Raw genomic sequence first — 12,884 nt, forward strand, 5'->3', positions numbered from 1 at the left:
CATGTCCACCGCTTCCCTGCCACTCATGAAAACACTTGCCTATGAATTCTCCACAGCGCAACGACGCGTGCTGGATCGATATACAAGTTTCCTCGGTTCTCTTCACCCCACCTTCAACAATATTCCTTTGGTGTTTGAGCGTCGCAGAGCCAGCGGTCATCAATTGGCGGTACTGGCCAGTGATTCGCGTTTGAACAACGCCAGTTTCAATGCACGCTACTTGCAGGCGTTCTGGCAGCGCACCGAAGAGGCTCGGCGCCTGTGCAGTACTTACATCGCGGATCTCGCTACGTTCACCGCCGAAACGCTGGAAATCACCCGCAATACTTCAAGGAACGAGCCTCTCAGTCAGGTGGATTTCAAGTTGTACAGCTTATCCAGGTCGCCGACCTGGAAGTTGTTTCCCCCAACCGATGTCCCGGACCTCGTTCACGAACTGGCGCTTCGTTTTTCCTCGCTGAGGGCGGCGATTCGCCAACTGAAATACACCATCGCCGAGGTGCATGACGAGTCGTTCGGTCTCAAGTCGGTATTTGGCAGAGCAATGGATCATCGCTCGTGCCAGTGTCATACCCAGCCGACGGTGGTCGAGGAGTTGTTTCGTGAAGTGCGCACGACGCCGGTTTGGGACGTGGCTTATTCGTCAGCGGATCCGCTCGTCAGAGCCGCAGAATACAAAGTTGATATTGCCGGGTTATTTAGCGGATTGGCTTCCGTGAGTTCGTCCATCAGCGTGTTTCTCGAAGAAACCGGCTTGCGCATAGACATGCTGTTCAATGACTTATTGAGGGCAGAGCGCGCGTCGAAACTCGGCGAGTTGAATTTCCACCTGGCCGCCACCCAAGAGGGCGCCGATGAATTCATGACAATGCTCAACCATCTTGAGATCTGGTTGCGCAAATAAAAAAGGCCCATGCACGCATGGGCCTTTTCAGTTGAAGCGTCGCTTACACGTAGAACGATTTCAGCGGCGGGAAGCCGTTGAACTCTACGGCGCTGTAACTGGTGGTGTACGCACCGGTCGACAGCCAGTACAGACGATCACCGATCGCCAGGTTCAGCGGCAGGCCGTACTTGTAGTTTTCGTACATGATGTCGGCGCTGTCGCAGGTCGGGCCGGCGATCACGACTTCTTCCATCTCGCCTTTCTTCTCGGTCCAGATCGGGAACTTGATCGCTTCGTCCATGGTTTCGATCAGGCCCGAGAATTTGCCCACATCGGTATAAACCCAACGCTCCACGGCGGTGCGGGATTTACGCGCGACCAGCACCACTTCGCTGACCAGGATGCCGGCGTTGGCGATCAGCGAACGGCCCGGCTCCAGAATGATTTCCGGCAGGTCATCACCGAAGTCTTCCTTCAGGAAGCGGATGATTTCTTCGGCGTAGGTTTCCAGGCTGTTGGTGCGGGTGATGTAGTTGGCCGGGAAGCCACCGCCCATGTTGATCAGCTTGAGGTGGATGCCGTCTTCTTCCTTCAGGCGTTCGAAGATCACTTTGACCTTGGCGATCGCCGCGTCCCAGACACTGATGTCGCGCTGTTGCGAACCAACGTGGAACGAGATGCCGTATGGCACCAGGCCCAGGTCGCGGGCGAGGATCAGCAGGTCCATGGCCATGTCGGTCTGGCAGCCGAATTTGCGCGACAGTGGCCAGTCGGCCGTGGTCGAGCCTTCGGTCAGGATGCGCACATAGACTTTGGCGCCCGGTGCGGCCTTGGCGATGTTGCGCAGGTCGGCTTCCGAGTCGGTGGCAAACAGACGCACGCCCTTCTCGTAGAAGTAGCGAATGTCCTTGGATTTCTTGATGGTGTTGCCGTAGCTGATCTGGTCCGCGCTGACGCCACGGCTCAGCACTTTGTCCAGCTCATAGATCGAGGCGATGTCGAAGCTCGAACCTTTCTCTTTGAGCAGGTCGATGATCTCGACGGCCGGGTTGGCCTTGACCGCGTAGTAGACCTTGGCGAATTCGAAACCGGCGCGCAGGTCGTCATAGGCCTGGGCGATCATCGCGGTGTCGATCACCACGAAAGGGGTTTCCTGTTTGTCGGCGAACGCCTTCATTTTCTGAAAGGTTTCGCGCGCGAAATAGTCTTCGACCTGGATCGACATACTTGGGAGCTCCTATGGGCAAACTCGTGAAATCAATGGGTGCGAGGGTGTGTCATCAATGAATTCGCGAGTGCGTTGCGCCTGAGCGCGTGCCAGGCAAGGCGCAGGCCGCCGCTAATGGTCGCTCCCTTCGCAAGGCCTGCAACGCAGCATGGCGCGCGCTCAGGCACAACCCGAAGGGCCGGGCCTGCTTTTGCGCAGGGCTGCGTTGCTCGTCCCTTATTTGGAACAACCAAACTGCGGGCCTCGCGCCTTGCCCTGCGCAAAAGCAGACCCGGCGCACTCGTGAATTCATTGATGACACACCCTCCTGAACGCCCTCCGTATCCCCACTTTGGTTCGCCTACTTCCCAAGGCATGTCGCCGAAAGCAAAAAGGCCATGGGAAATGAAGCTTTCTTTCCCTTGGCCTTGCTGTCTCGTCGTCAGTACTTGAGCCGGATGGATCGTTTCCAGCATGGACGTTCGGCGCGAACTTTAGGGCGTGAGGGGCCTGAGATCAACTAAAAATGTCGCGTTTTTGCACGCTTCTGGCGTGCGTCGCGGATATCACTCTTTGTAGCCGACCGAGATGACGGTCAGATGTTCCGCAATAATTTTCAGGTGTTAAAAATACCTGCACGTTCGAAGCTGATGCGCGCCAAGTCATGGATAAGTACGATCACTTCAACATCGGCGACGTTGGCGGCGAGAAGGGGAGGTGAGGGGGGAGTTGCCGGTCAAGGCTGATATCTTCGGACGGATTCAGCCTTCTGATGTGTTGATATTTCTTGCCGGCTCATCGTCGGCAAAAAAATCACGACTTTCAGGTTCCGGCGGTCGAAAAAAAGGGCTGTCGAACAGCCCTTTTGCTTTTGATCAGGCCACCGCCTCGGCTGGCGACACAATATTGGTCTTCATTCCGCGTGAACGACCCGAACTCAGGTATGCCGCAATCGACTCTTGCGTGACCTCGCCGAGGAACACTCGCTCGGCATCCATCACCGGCAACCATGCCCGATTGAACTCGTACATGCGCGACAACAGAATGCGCAAATGCTCGTCGTACGCCGCCGTGGCGTTGAACTCGCGCAGGAATTGCGCACAGGTGCCGGTCTGACGATGCAGGTCACGACGGCGCACATAACCCAGCGCCTTGTTCTCCGCGTCAGTCACCACGACATAGCGACGGTCATGCTCGTCCATCAACTCCAGCGCATCGGCCACCGGGGTTTCCGGGCTCACCGACGGCGCGTTGTCTGCCGCATCTTCGGCTTTCACCAGCAGCAGGCGTTTGAGGGTGCTGTCCTGGCCGACGAAGTTGCTGACAAAATCGTCCGCCGGATGGGCGAGCAGGGTGTCCGGGTGGTCAATCTGCAACAGCTTGCCGGCGCGGAAGATTGCGATCTTGTCGCCCAGCTTGATCGCTTCGTCGATGTCGTGGCTGACCATGATCACGGTCTTGTTCAGCGCACGCTGCATCTCGAAGAATTCGTTCTGAATCATCTCGCGGTTGATCGGGTCGACCGCACCGAACGGTTCGTCCATCAGCAGCAGTGGCGCATCCGCCGCCAGCGCGCGGATCACGCCGATCCGTTGCTGCTGGCCGCCGGACAGTTCACGCGGGTAACGATGCAGATACTGCTTGGGTTCAAGCTTGATCATGCTCATCAGTTCGCGGGCGCGGTCGTGGCATTTCTGTTTGTCCCAGCCGAGCAGTTTCGGCACCACCACGATGTTCTCTTCGATGGTCATGTTCGGGAACAGACCGATCTGCTGAATCACGTAACCGATGTTGCGGCGCAGGGTCACTTCGTCGAGGTCGGTGGTGTCTTCGCCGTTGATCAGGATCTTGCCCGAGGTCGGCTTGATCAGGCGGTTGATCATTTTCAGCGTGGTGCTTTTGCCGCAACCCGATGGCCCGAGGAACACACAGATTTCGCCTTCATTGACGGTCAGGCTTACCGAGTCCACGGCTTTCACATCTTTGCCGTTGCTTTGGAAGGTCTTGCTGAGGTTTTGAAGTTCGATCATTTGAGGAGTCCTTTTGGAGTCAGCGAACGTTGCAGCCACTGCAAAATGAGGTCGGCGAAGATCGCCAGAAGACTGACCAGCAGCGCGCCGACGATGAGCATCGACATGTCGCTACGGCTGATGGAGGCGAGGATCAGCACACCGAGACCGCCGGCGCCGATGGTCGCGGCGATGGTCATCACGCCGATGTTCATCACCACGGCGGTGCGTACACCGGCGAGGATCACCGGCACCGCAATCGGCAACTCGACCATGCGCAGGCGCTGGCCGAAGGTCATGCCGATGCCGCGTGCGGCTTCACGGATGCCCGGTTCGACGCCGGTCAGGGCGAGGTAGGTGTTGCGCATGATCGGCAGCAGTGAATAAAGGAACACGGCGGTGATCGCCGGCATCGGGCCGAGGCCCTGGCCGAATTTCGAGTAGAACGGCAGCAGCAGGCCGAACAGGGCAATCGACGGCACGGTCAGCAACACCGTGGCGCTGGCCTGCAAGGGACCGGCGAGGCTCGGGAAGCGCGTCATCAGGATGCCCAGCGGCACGCCGATGAGAATCGCCAGGCTGACGGCGATGCCGACCAGCGTGATGTGCTGCCAGGTCAGGTGCATCACCTGCTGCCAGTCGAGGTGGGAAAAGGCGTTCAAAAATTCCATGACTTTTCCTCCTTTAATTCAGTGGATGCTGGCGCAGGAAATCGGCAGCGACTTTCGAAGGGCTTTCGTGATCGACATCGACCCGCGCGTTGAGCTGGCGCATGGTTTCGTCGTCGAACAGTTCGGCCAGTGGCTTGAGTTGCTCCGCCAGTTTCGGGTGCGCGTCGAGATAGGCCTGACGCACCACCGGCGCGGCGGTGTAGTCCGGGAAGTAATGCTTGTCGTCTTCCAGCAGCTTCAGCCCGAACGCGTTGAGGCGACCGTCGGTGGTGTAGACCAGACCGGCAAACACCTGACCGTTGCGCAGGGCGGTGTAGACCAAACCTGCGTCCATCTGCCGGATGTTCTGGCGGGTCAGGTTCATGTCGTACAGCTTGACCATGCCGTCCAGGCCGTCGGAGCGGTTGGCGAACTCGGTGTCCAGCGCCACCAGGTGATTGGTCTTGGCTTCAGCCTTCAGCACGTCGTTCAACTGGCTGATGTTGCTGATCTGCGGATATTCCTCGGCCACTTTTTTCGGCAGGGCGAGGGCGTAGGTGTTGCTGAATTTCGACGGTGTGAGCCAGACCAGGCCCTTTTTCGCGTCGAGTTCTTTCACCCGGGCGTAGGACTGTTCGCTGTCGAGTTTTTCGGTGACATGGTTGTAGGCCACCAGCGACACGCCGGTGTATTCCCAGAGCATGTCCAGCTGTCCGGTTTCGTGGGCGCTGCGGGCGAGGTTGCTGCCCAGGCCGCCGGTGATCTGCGCGTCGTAGCCTTTGCTGCGCAGGTATTGCGCGGTGATTTCCGCGAGCAGGGTCTGCTCGGTGAACACCCGGGCGCCGAGACGAATCACCGGTTTGTCGGCGGCTTGGGCGATACCTGCGAAGAGCAGCAAGCAGCCCAGAATCAAACTAAGTCTTTTCATAAATATTCCTTCGCAAGGCCTTAAGACGGGCGCAAACCACGTTCCAGCCAGAGGCGGCTGGCGAGGGTGACCACGCCATCGAGCAGCAGGGCCAGCAGCGCGGTGCACGCGGCGCCGAGCAGCAGTTGCGGCTGATTGTTCAGGGCGATGCCGGGGAAAATCAGGCTGCCGAGGCTGTTGGCGCCGATCAGGAAGGCCAGCGGCGCCGTACCGACGTTGATCGCCAGCGCCACCCGCACACCGCCGACGATGATCGGCACGGCGTTGGGCAATTCGACTTTCCACAGCACCTGACGCGGGGTCATGCCGATGCCGACGGCGGCTTCTTTCAGCGAACCCTGGACGTTTTTCAGGCCTTCATAGGTGTTGCGCACAATCGGCAAAAGCGAGGCGAGGAACAAAGCGAAGATCGCCGGACCGCTGCCGATGCCGAGAATCCCCAGGGCAATTGCGAGCACGGCCAGCGGCGGCACGGTGTTGCCGATGTTGAAGATCTGCATGAAGCGTTCGGCGCGGCCGACCATGGTCGGACGGCTCAGGAAGATACCGGCGGGAATGCCCACGACCAGGGCGGCCAGCATTGAAGCGAGGACGAGAATCAGATGAGCTTGCAGGTAAAACAACAAATCGTCGCGGTAGTGTTCGATCGTGTTGATGCCGATCCAGTGGACCAGCAGGGCCAGGAGCGCGATCACCACCGCACCTCCCATCAGCCCTTTGCCATAGCGGATAGCCACAGGCGGACTCCTTTTTTTTAGTCGGCGAGCGCTGCTCCGTGTGGCATGCCATGCCTGGCTGCCGAAGTCAGCGTTCGCGAGAAGCAGCTTTTTTTCAGCCCGGCAAAAGCGGTCTGAAAGCGAGCCATGAGCGCAGCCTCGTCAGGCTAACTTGCTGATTTTTCAGCCCCTGACGAATTGTCGTAACAGGGGATGGACGTCTCCGTGCTTTAAAAGGTTCCCATCTGAGGCAGCATTTGGCCACCCTTAATGTGCTCAACGGTTCGGTTATTGAATCGAGTTGGGCTATAATCGCCGCCCTTTTTTGAATCACCGCCAGGCGATTTCCCATGACCAGACAGGCCGCCGAAGTCGCGAAACGCCGCACTTTCGCCATTATTTCCCACCCCGATGCCGGTAAAACCACCATCACCGAAAAGCTCTTGCTGATGGGCAAGGCGATTGCCGTGGCCGGTACGGTGAAATCCCGTAAATCCGACCGCCATGCGACATCCGACTGGATGGAGATGGAAAAGCAGCGGGGCATCTCGATCACCACGTCGGTCATGCAGTTCCCGTATCGCGAACACATGATCAACCTGCTCGACACCCCGGGCCACGAAGACTTCTCCGAAGACACCTACCGCACCCTGACTGCGGTGGACTCGGCCCTGATGGTTCTCGACGGCGGTAAAGGTGTAGAGCCACGTACGATTGCCCTGATGGACGTCTGCCGTCTGCGTGACACGCCGATCGTCAGCTTCATCAACAAACTCGACCGTGACATCCGCGACCCGATCGAACTGCTCGACGAAATCGAAGCCGTCCTGAAGATCAAGGCTGCGCCGATCACCTGGCCGATCGGTTGCTACCGCGACTTCAAAGGCGTGTACCACCTGGCCGACGACTACATCATTGTCTACACCGCCGGTCACGGTCACGAACGCACCGAAACCAAGATCATCGAGAAGCTCGATTCCGACGAAGCCCGCGCGCATCTGGGCGACGAGTACGATCGTTTCCTCGAGCAACTGGAACTGGTGCAGGGCGCCTGCCACGAGTTCAACCAGCAGGAGTTCATCGACGGTCAACTGACCCCGGTGTTCTTCGGTACCGCACTGGGCAACTTCGGTGTCGATCACGTCCTCGACGCCGTGGTCGACTGGGCCCCGCGTCCGCTGCCACGCGTAGCCAACGAGCGCACCGTGGAGCCGGTGGAAGAGAAGTTCTCGGGCTTCATCTTCAAGATCCAGGCGAACATGGACCCGAAACACCGCGACCGCATCGCCTTCATGCGTATCTGCTCCGGCAAGTACGAGAAAGGCATGAAGATGCGTCATGTGCGTACCGGCAAGGACGTGCGCATCGGCGACGCCCTGACGTTCTTCTCCTCCGAGCGTGAACAGCTGGAAGAGGCGTACGCCGGCGACATCATCGGTCTGCACAACCACGGCACGATCCAGATCGGCGACACCTTCAGCGAAGGCGAAACCCTGGGCTTCACCGGTATCCCGCACTTCGCCCCGGAACTGTTCCGCCGCGTACGCCTGCGCGACCCGCTGAAATCCAAGCAACTGCGCCAGGGCCTGCAACAGCTGGCCGAAGAAGGCGCGACCCAGGTGTTCTTCCCGGAGCGCAGCAACGACATCATCCTCGGCGCCGTCGGTGTGCTGCAGTTCGATGTGGTCGCCAGCCGCCTGAAAGAGGAATACAAGGTCGAGTGCTCCTACGAGCCGATCACCGTGTACTCCGCGCGCTGGATCGAATGCAGCGACAAGAAGAAGCTCGAGGAATTCTCCAACAAGGCCGTGGAAAACCTGGCACTGGACGGCGGCGGTCACCTGACCTACCTCGCACCGACCCGCGTCAACCTGGCCCTGATGGAAGAGCGCTGGCCGGACGTGAAATTCCGTGCGACCCGTGAGCATCACTAAGCATTGAGCTGTTCCCTCCAAAGCCCCCGTTGCGTAAGCCTCGGGGGCTTTTTAGTGGCTGCTCATCAAGCGCTCCAGATAGACGGCCTCGCTTAGCCGATCCGGTTATGAGCGTTATTCGAAACCGGTCTGTCCACGCATGGCATTTCCGGGCATTGGTTAGCGTCCTATCTGGTGAACCCGGCGGATCGGAACTAGATTTCAATCAGCGTCAGGTCAGCATGAATTTCTCACCTGGAACAGGATGGACTCGGCTATGAAAAACAGGTTGCTACGCGTTTTGCTGCTGTTGAAAGTGATGGTGATGCTGTCCCTCGGCACCGCGACGGCCTGGGCCGAGTGCGAGGATCACGATACCCAGGTCTACAGCGGGCAGGTGGGGCACAGCGCGCTGATGCTGGCCAAGTCCGCGTCCGAGCCGGGCGATCAGGGTCAGGGTGGCAGCGCCGACGATGACGACTCGACCACCGATGAGCCGGACACCGACGATCCGGACGAAGGCGATAGCCAGACGTAGATTCCGGGCGAAAGAAAACCCCTTCTTTCCCGATCGATGCGCAATCGGGGCAGAAGGGGTTTGGTCAACTCATCAACAACCCGCCCCGGGAAACGGGGCGGGTTTTTTCATGCCGCGCCGTCGAGGAATTGCTCGGCGTAGTGGCACGCGACCTGACGCGTGTCGAGCTGGCGCAGGGCCGGCTCTTCGCTGCTGCAACGCGCGGTGGCGTACGGGCAGCGCTTGTGGAACGCGCAGCCAGGCGGTGGGTTCAGCGGGTTGGGCAGCTCGCCGACGATCTTGATTTTCGGCTTGTCCGGATCCGGGTGGATGGTCGGAGTCGCCGACAGCAGCGCCTGGGTGTACGGGTGCAGAGGACGGGCGTAGATGTCGTGCTTCGGACCGATTTCCACCGGGCGACCGAGGTACATCACCATCACGTCATCCGCCACGTGCTGCACCACCGCCAGGTTGTGCGAGATGAACACGTAACCGGTGTTGAACTCCTGCTGCATGTCCATGAACAGGTTCAGCACCTGCGCCTGGATCGACACGTCCAGTGCGGAAGTAGGTTCGTCCGCCACCAGCACTTTCGGTTGCAACATCATGGCGCGGGCCAGCGCGATACGCTGACGCTGACCGCCGGAGAACATGTGCGGATAACGCTGGTAGTGCTCGGGACGCAAGCCGACCTGCTTCATCATCGCCTGGACTTTCTCGCGACGCTCGGCGGCCGACAGGTTGGTGTTGATCAACAGCGGTTCGGCCAGTTGATCGCCGATTTTCTGCCGTGGGTTCAACGAAGCGTACGGGCTCTGGAACACCATCTGCACGTCTTTGCGCAGTTGTTTGCGCTGAGCCTTGTCGGCGCCGGCCACTTCCTGGCCTGCGATTTTCAGGGAACCGGACGATGGCTCTTCGATCAAGGTCAGGGCGCGGGCGAGGGTGGATTTGCCGCAGCCCGATTCACCGACGACGGCGAGGGTCTTGCCGGCTTCCAGCTCGAACGATACGCCGTTCAGGGCGCGTACGGTCGCATGGCCCTTGAACAGGCCACGGGAGACTTCGTAGTGACGGGTCAGGTCGCGGGCGGTAAGTACGACGGCCATTACGCCACCTCCTGGTTCAACGGATAGAAGCAGCGGGCGAGGCTGTTGCTTTTCGGGTCAAGGGTCGGACGCTGCGCGCGGCAGCTGTCCTGCACGTACGGGCAGCGCGGCGACAGCAGACAGCCTTGCGGGCGGTCGTAACGGCCGGGAACGATGCCCGGCAGAGTGGCCAGACGCTCGGCACCCTGGCTGTGTTCCGGAATCGCCTTGAGCAGCGCTTCGCTGTACGGGTGGGCCGGGATGTCGAACAGTTGCGGCACCTGACCGACTTCAACGGCTTGACCGGCGTACATCACGCACACGCGCTGGGCGGTTTCGGCCACCACGGCGAGGTCGTGGGTGATCAGCACCAGGCCCATGTTCTGCTCTTTCTGCAACGCCAGCAGCAGGTCCATGATCTGTGCCTGAATCGTCACGTCGAGTGCGGTGGTCGGCTCGTCCGCGATCAGCAGTTTCGGCTCGCCGGCAATCGCCATGGCAATCGCCACACGCTGGCTCATACCGCCGGACAGTTGGTGCGGGTAGGCGTCCATACGGCTGGCGGCGCCCGGGATTTCGACTTTTTCCAGCAGCTCGATCGCACGTTTGCGCGCTTGCTTGCCGGACATTTTCAGGTGCAGGCGCAGCACTTCTTCGATCTGGAAACCGACGGTGTAGCTCGGGTTCAGCGCGGTCATCGGGTCCTGGAACACCATCGCCAGGTCTTTGCCGACGATCTGCCGACGCTGGCGGTTGTTCAGCTTGAGCATGTTCTTGCCGTCGAAGCTCAGTGAGTCGGCGGTGACGATCCCCGGGTGCTCGATCAGGCCCATCAGCGCCATCATGGTCACGGACTTGCCGGAACCCGACTCGCCCACGATCGCCAGGACTTCGCCCTTGTCGACTTTCAGGTCGAGGCCGTCGACGACCGGAGTGGCGTTCTTGTCGCCGAAGCGAACGTTGAGATTCTTGATTTCTAACAGTGACATGGGAATCTCCTCAGGCGGCGTTCTTGAGTTTCGGGTCCAGCGCATCGCGCAGGCCGTCGCCCATCAAGTTGATTGCCAGCACGCTGAGCAAAATGGTCAAACCAGGCAGACTCACCACCCACCAGGCGCGTTCGATGTAGTCGCGGGCCGAAGCCAGCATGGTGCCCCACTCAGGGGTTGGCGGCTGGACGCCGAGGCCGAGGAAGCCCAGGGCGGCGGCATCGAGGATCGCCGAGGAGAAGCTCAGGGTCGCCTGAACGATCAGCGGTGCCATGCAGTTCGGCAGCACGGTGATGAACATCAGGCGCGGCAGACCGGCACCGGCCAGGCGCGCGGCGGTCACGTAGTCGCGGTTCAGCTCACCCATCACGGCGGCACGGGTCAGACGCACGTAGGACGGCAGCGAAACCACGGCAATCGCGATCACGGTGTTGATCAGGCCAGGGCCGAGGATGGCGACGATCGCCACGGCCAGCAGCAGCGATGGCAGGGCCAGCATGATGTCCATCAGACGCATGATGGTCGGGCCGACCATTTTCGGGAAGAAACCGGCAAACAGACCCAGCAGGATCCCCGGGATCAGCGACATCACCACCGACGACAGACCGATCAGCAGCGACAGGCGCGAACCCTGGATCAGACGCGACAGCAGGTCGCGACCCAGTTCATCGGTGCCGAGCAGGAATTGCATCTGCCCGCCTTCGAGCCACGCCGGCGGCGTCAGCAGGAAGTCGCGGTATTGCTCGCTCGGGTTATGCGGGGCGACCCACGGCGCGAAGATCGCGCAGAAAATTACCAGCAGCATGAACAGCAGGCCGGCGACGGCGCCCTTGTTCTTGGCGAAAGCCTGCCAGAACTCTTTGTACGGTGACGGGTACAGCAGACTTTGATCCACGGCGGTGGCGGCGGTGACTACTGAGGAAGTTGGAGTGCTCATGGGTATTGACCTCAGCGCTGATGACGGATGCGTGGGTTGGCAAAGCCGTAGAGGATATCCACCACGAAGTTGACCAGAATCACCAGGCAGGCGATTAACAGGATGCCGTTTTGCACAACCGGGTAGTCCCGGGCGCCAATGGCTTCGATCAGCCATTTACCGATGCCGGGCCAGGAGAAGATGGTTTCGGTCAGGACCGCACCGGCCAGCAGGGTGCCGACTTGCAGGCCGACCACGGTCAGTACCGGGATCAGCGCGTTGCGCAGGCCGTGTACGAACACCACGCGCGACGGCGACAGGCCTTTGGCCTTGGCGGTGCGGATGTAGTCTTCACGCAGTACTTCGAGCATCGACGACCGGGTCATCCGCGCGATCACCGCCAGCGGGATGGTGCCGAGCACGATGGCCGGCAGGATCAGGTGGTGCAGGGCATCGAGGAACGCGCCCATGTCATCGGCCAGCAGGGTGTCGATCAGCATGAAGCCGGTGCGCGGCTCGATGTCGTAAAGCAGGTCGATCCGCCCGGACACCGGGGTCCAGCCCAGGCTCACCGAGAAGAACATGATGAGGATCAGGCCCCACCAGAAGATCGGCATCGAATAACCCGCGAGGGAGATGCCCATCACCCCGTGGTCGAACAGGGATCCTCGCTTGAGTGCCGCGATCACCCCGGCCAGAAGGCCCAGGATGCCGGCGAACAGCAGGGCGGCCATGGACAGTTCCAGGGTCGCCGGGAAGAGGGAGGTGAACTCGGTCCATACGCTCTCACGGGTGCGCAGGGATTCGCCGAGGTCGCCATGGGCCAGTTTGCCGATGTAGTCCAGGTACTGGGCGTACAGCGGTTTGTTCAGACCGAGGCGTTCCATTGCCTGAGCGTGCATTTCGGGGTCGACCCGACGTTCGCCCATCATCACTTCCACGGGGTCGCCGGGAATCATGCGAATCAACGCGAAAGTCAGCAAGGTGATGCCGAAAAACGTGGGGATCAATAACCCCAGTCGGCGGGCAATAAAACTAAACATCGTGTGTGGTACCTCATCAGCC

The 12,884-nt window shown here is 60.2% G+C and carries 12 protein-coding genes; 3 read left to right on the forward strand and 9 right to left on the reverse strand.

Annotated features, from left to right (window positions below; translation table 11 throughout):
• The first annotated feature begins 1 nt into the window (after nucleotide 1).
• Nucleotides 2–904 carry a hypothetical protein gene (locus tag ABTV87_RS04125; RefSeq protein WP_433899834.1) on the forward strand — a complete coding sequence of 301 codons (903 nt, stop codon included), beginning with the start codon at nucleotides 2–4 and terminating at the stop codon, nucleotides 902–904.
• Nucleotides 905–947: 43 nt separating this feature from the next.
• Here the strand turns inward: ABTV87_RS04125 and ABTV87_RS04130 are convergent, their stop codons facing one another.
• The 5 genes from ABTV87_RS04130 to ABTV87_RS04150 form a co-directional block, all read right to left on the reverse strand.
• Complete coding sequence (locus tag ABTV87_RS04130) at nucleotides 948–2,111, reverse strand: type III PLP-dependent enzyme (protein WP_007953693.1); 1,164 nt, start codon at nucleotides 2,109–2,111, stop codon at nucleotides 948–950.
• Nucleotides 2,112–2,968: 857 nt separating this feature from the next.
• A complete protein-coding gene (locus tag ABTV87_RS04135; protein WP_007953692.1) occupies nucleotides 2,969–4,123 on the reverse strand; it encodes an osmoprotectant ABC transporter ATP-binding protein OsmV in 1,155 nt (384 codons plus the stop codon).
• Complete coding sequence (locus tag ABTV87_RS04140) at nucleotides 4,120–4,773, reverse strand: ABC transporter permease (protein ID WP_007953690.1); 654 nt, start codon at nucleotides 4,771–4,773, stop codon at nucleotides 4,120–4,122. The genes ABTV87_RS04135 and ABTV87_RS04140 overlap by 4 nt, the downstream gene beginning before the upstream one ends.
• A gap of 13 nt (nucleotides 4,774–4,786) precedes the next feature.
• The gene (locus ABTV87_RS04145; RefSeq protein ID WP_433899035.1) at nucleotides 4,787–5,680 is read right to left on the reverse strand and encodes a glycine betaine ABC transporter substrate-binding protein; all 894 of its coding nucleotides are present in this window, start codon (nucleotides 5,678–5,680) and stop codon (nucleotides 4,787–4,789) included.
• A gap of 20 nt (nucleotides 5,681–5,700) precedes the next feature.
• The gene (locus tag ABTV87_RS04150) at nucleotides 5,701–6,390 is read right to left on the reverse strand and encodes an ABC transporter permease (protein ID WP_172667905.1); all 690 of its coding nucleotides are present in this window, start codon (nucleotides 6,388–6,390) and stop codon (nucleotides 5,701–5,703) included.
• A 356-nt stretch (nucleotides 6,391–6,746) separates the two neighbouring features.
• Between ABTV87_RS04150 and ABTV87_RS04155 the strand changes: the two genes are divergently transcribed.
• Nucleotides 6,747–8,330: a peptide chain release factor 3 gene (locus ABTV87_RS04155; protein ID WP_085608055.1), complete on the forward strand. Its 1,584-nt coding sequence runs from the start codon at nucleotides 6,747–6,749 to the stop codon at nucleotides 8,328–8,330.
• A gap of 256 nt (nucleotides 8,331–8,586) precedes the next feature.
• Entirely contained in the window at nucleotides 8,587–8,847 is a 261-nt protein-coding gene (locus tag ABTV87_RS04160; protein WP_433899036.1) for a hypothetical protein, read from the forward strand.
• A gap of 107 nt (nucleotides 8,848–8,954) precedes the next feature.
• On the opposite strand, the gene ABTV87_RS04165 is transcribed toward ABTV87_RS04160, so the two are convergent.
• The 4 genes from ABTV87_RS04165 to ABTV87_RS04180 are packed head-to-tail and all read right to left on the reverse strand — an operon-like array spanning nucleotide 8,955 to nucleotide 12,862.
• Nucleotides 8,955–9,935, reverse strand: coding sequence for a peptide ABC transporter ATP-binding protein (locus ABTV87_RS04165; protein WP_007953682.1), 981 nt, complete (start codon nucleotides 9,933–9,935; stop codon nucleotides 8,955–8,957).
• Complete coding sequence (locus ABTV87_RS04170; protein WP_007953667.1) at nucleotides 9,935–10,903, reverse strand: ABC transporter ATP-binding protein; 969 nt, start codon at nucleotides 10,901–10,903, stop codon at nucleotides 9,935–9,937. The genes ABTV87_RS04165 and ABTV87_RS04170 overlap by 1 nt, the downstream gene beginning before the upstream one ends.
• A gap of 10 nt (nucleotides 10,904–10,913) precedes the next feature.
• Entirely contained in the window at nucleotides 10,914–11,840 is a 927-nt protein-coding gene (locus ABTV87_RS04175) for an ABC transporter permease subunit (RefSeq protein ID WP_085608057.1), read from the reverse strand.
• Nucleotides 11,841–11,851: 11 nt separating this feature from the next.
• Entirely contained in the window at nucleotides 11,852–12,862 is a 1,011-nt protein-coding gene (locus tag ABTV87_RS04180; protein ID WP_007953665.1) for an ABC transporter permease subunit, read from the reverse strand.
• Nucleotides 12,863–12,884: the final 22 nt, after the last annotated feature.

This window comes from Pseudomonas sp. PSE1(2024), assembly GCF_050990555.1.
GTDB lineage: Bacteria > Pseudomonadota > Gammaproteobacteria > Pseudomonadales > Pseudomonadaceae > Aquipseudomonas > Aquipseudomonas aphyarum.

What these genes read in the sequence shown, in the direction of transcription:
- ABTV87_RS04175 (WP_085608057.1), bottom strand. Translation starts at nt 11,840, where the DNA reads ATGAGCACTCCAACTTCCTCAGTAGTCACCGCCGCCACCGCCGTGGAT.
- ABTV87_RS04155 (WP_085608055.1), top strand. Translation starts at nt 6,747, where the DNA reads ATGACCAGACAGGCCGCCGAAGTCGCGAAACGCCGCACTTTCGCCATT.
- ABTV87_RS04125 (WP_433899834.1), top strand. Translation starts at nt 2, where the DNA reads ATGTCCACCGCTTCCCTGCCACTCATGAAAACACTTGCCTATGAATTC.
- ABTV87_RS04145 (WP_433899035.1), bottom strand. Translation starts at nt 5,680, where the DNA reads ATGAAAAGACTTAGTTTGATTCTGGGCTGCTTGCTGCTCTTCGCAGGT.
- ABTV87_RS04130 (WP_007953693.1), bottom strand. Translation starts at nt 2,111, where the DNA reads ATGTCGATCCAGGTCGAAGACTATTTCGCGCGCGAAACCTTTCAGAAA.
- ABTV87_RS04140 (WP_007953690.1), bottom strand. Translation starts at nt 4,773, where the DNA reads ATGGAATTTTTGAACGCCTTTTCCCACCTCGACTGGCAGCAGGTGATG.
- ABTV87_RS04180 (WP_007953665.1), bottom strand. Translation starts at nt 12,862, where the DNA reads ATGTTTAGTTTTATTGCCCGCCGACTGGGGTTATTGATCCCCACGTTT.
- ABTV87_RS04165 (WP_007953682.1), bottom strand. Translation starts at nt 9,935, where the DNA reads ATGGCCGTCGTACTTACCGCCCGCGACCTGACCCGTCACTACGAAGTC.
- ABTV87_RS04135 (WP_007953692.1), bottom strand. Translation starts at nt 4,123, where the DNA reads ATGATCGAACTTCAAAACCTCAGCAAGACCTTCCAAAGCAACGGCAAA.
- ABTV87_RS04160 (WP_433899036.1), top strand. Translation starts at nt 8,587, where the DNA reads ATGAAAAACAGGTTGCTACGCGTTTTGCTGCTGTTGAAAGTGATGGTG.
- ABTV87_RS04150 (WP_172667905.1), bottom strand. Translation starts at nt 6,390, where the DNA reads ATGGGAGGTGCGGTGGTGATCGCGCTCCTGGCCCTGCTGGTCCACTGG.
- ABTV87_RS04170 (WP_007953667.1), bottom strand. Translation starts at nt 10,903, where the DNA reads ATGTCACTGTTAGAAATCAAGAATCTCAACGTTCGCTTCGGCGACAAG.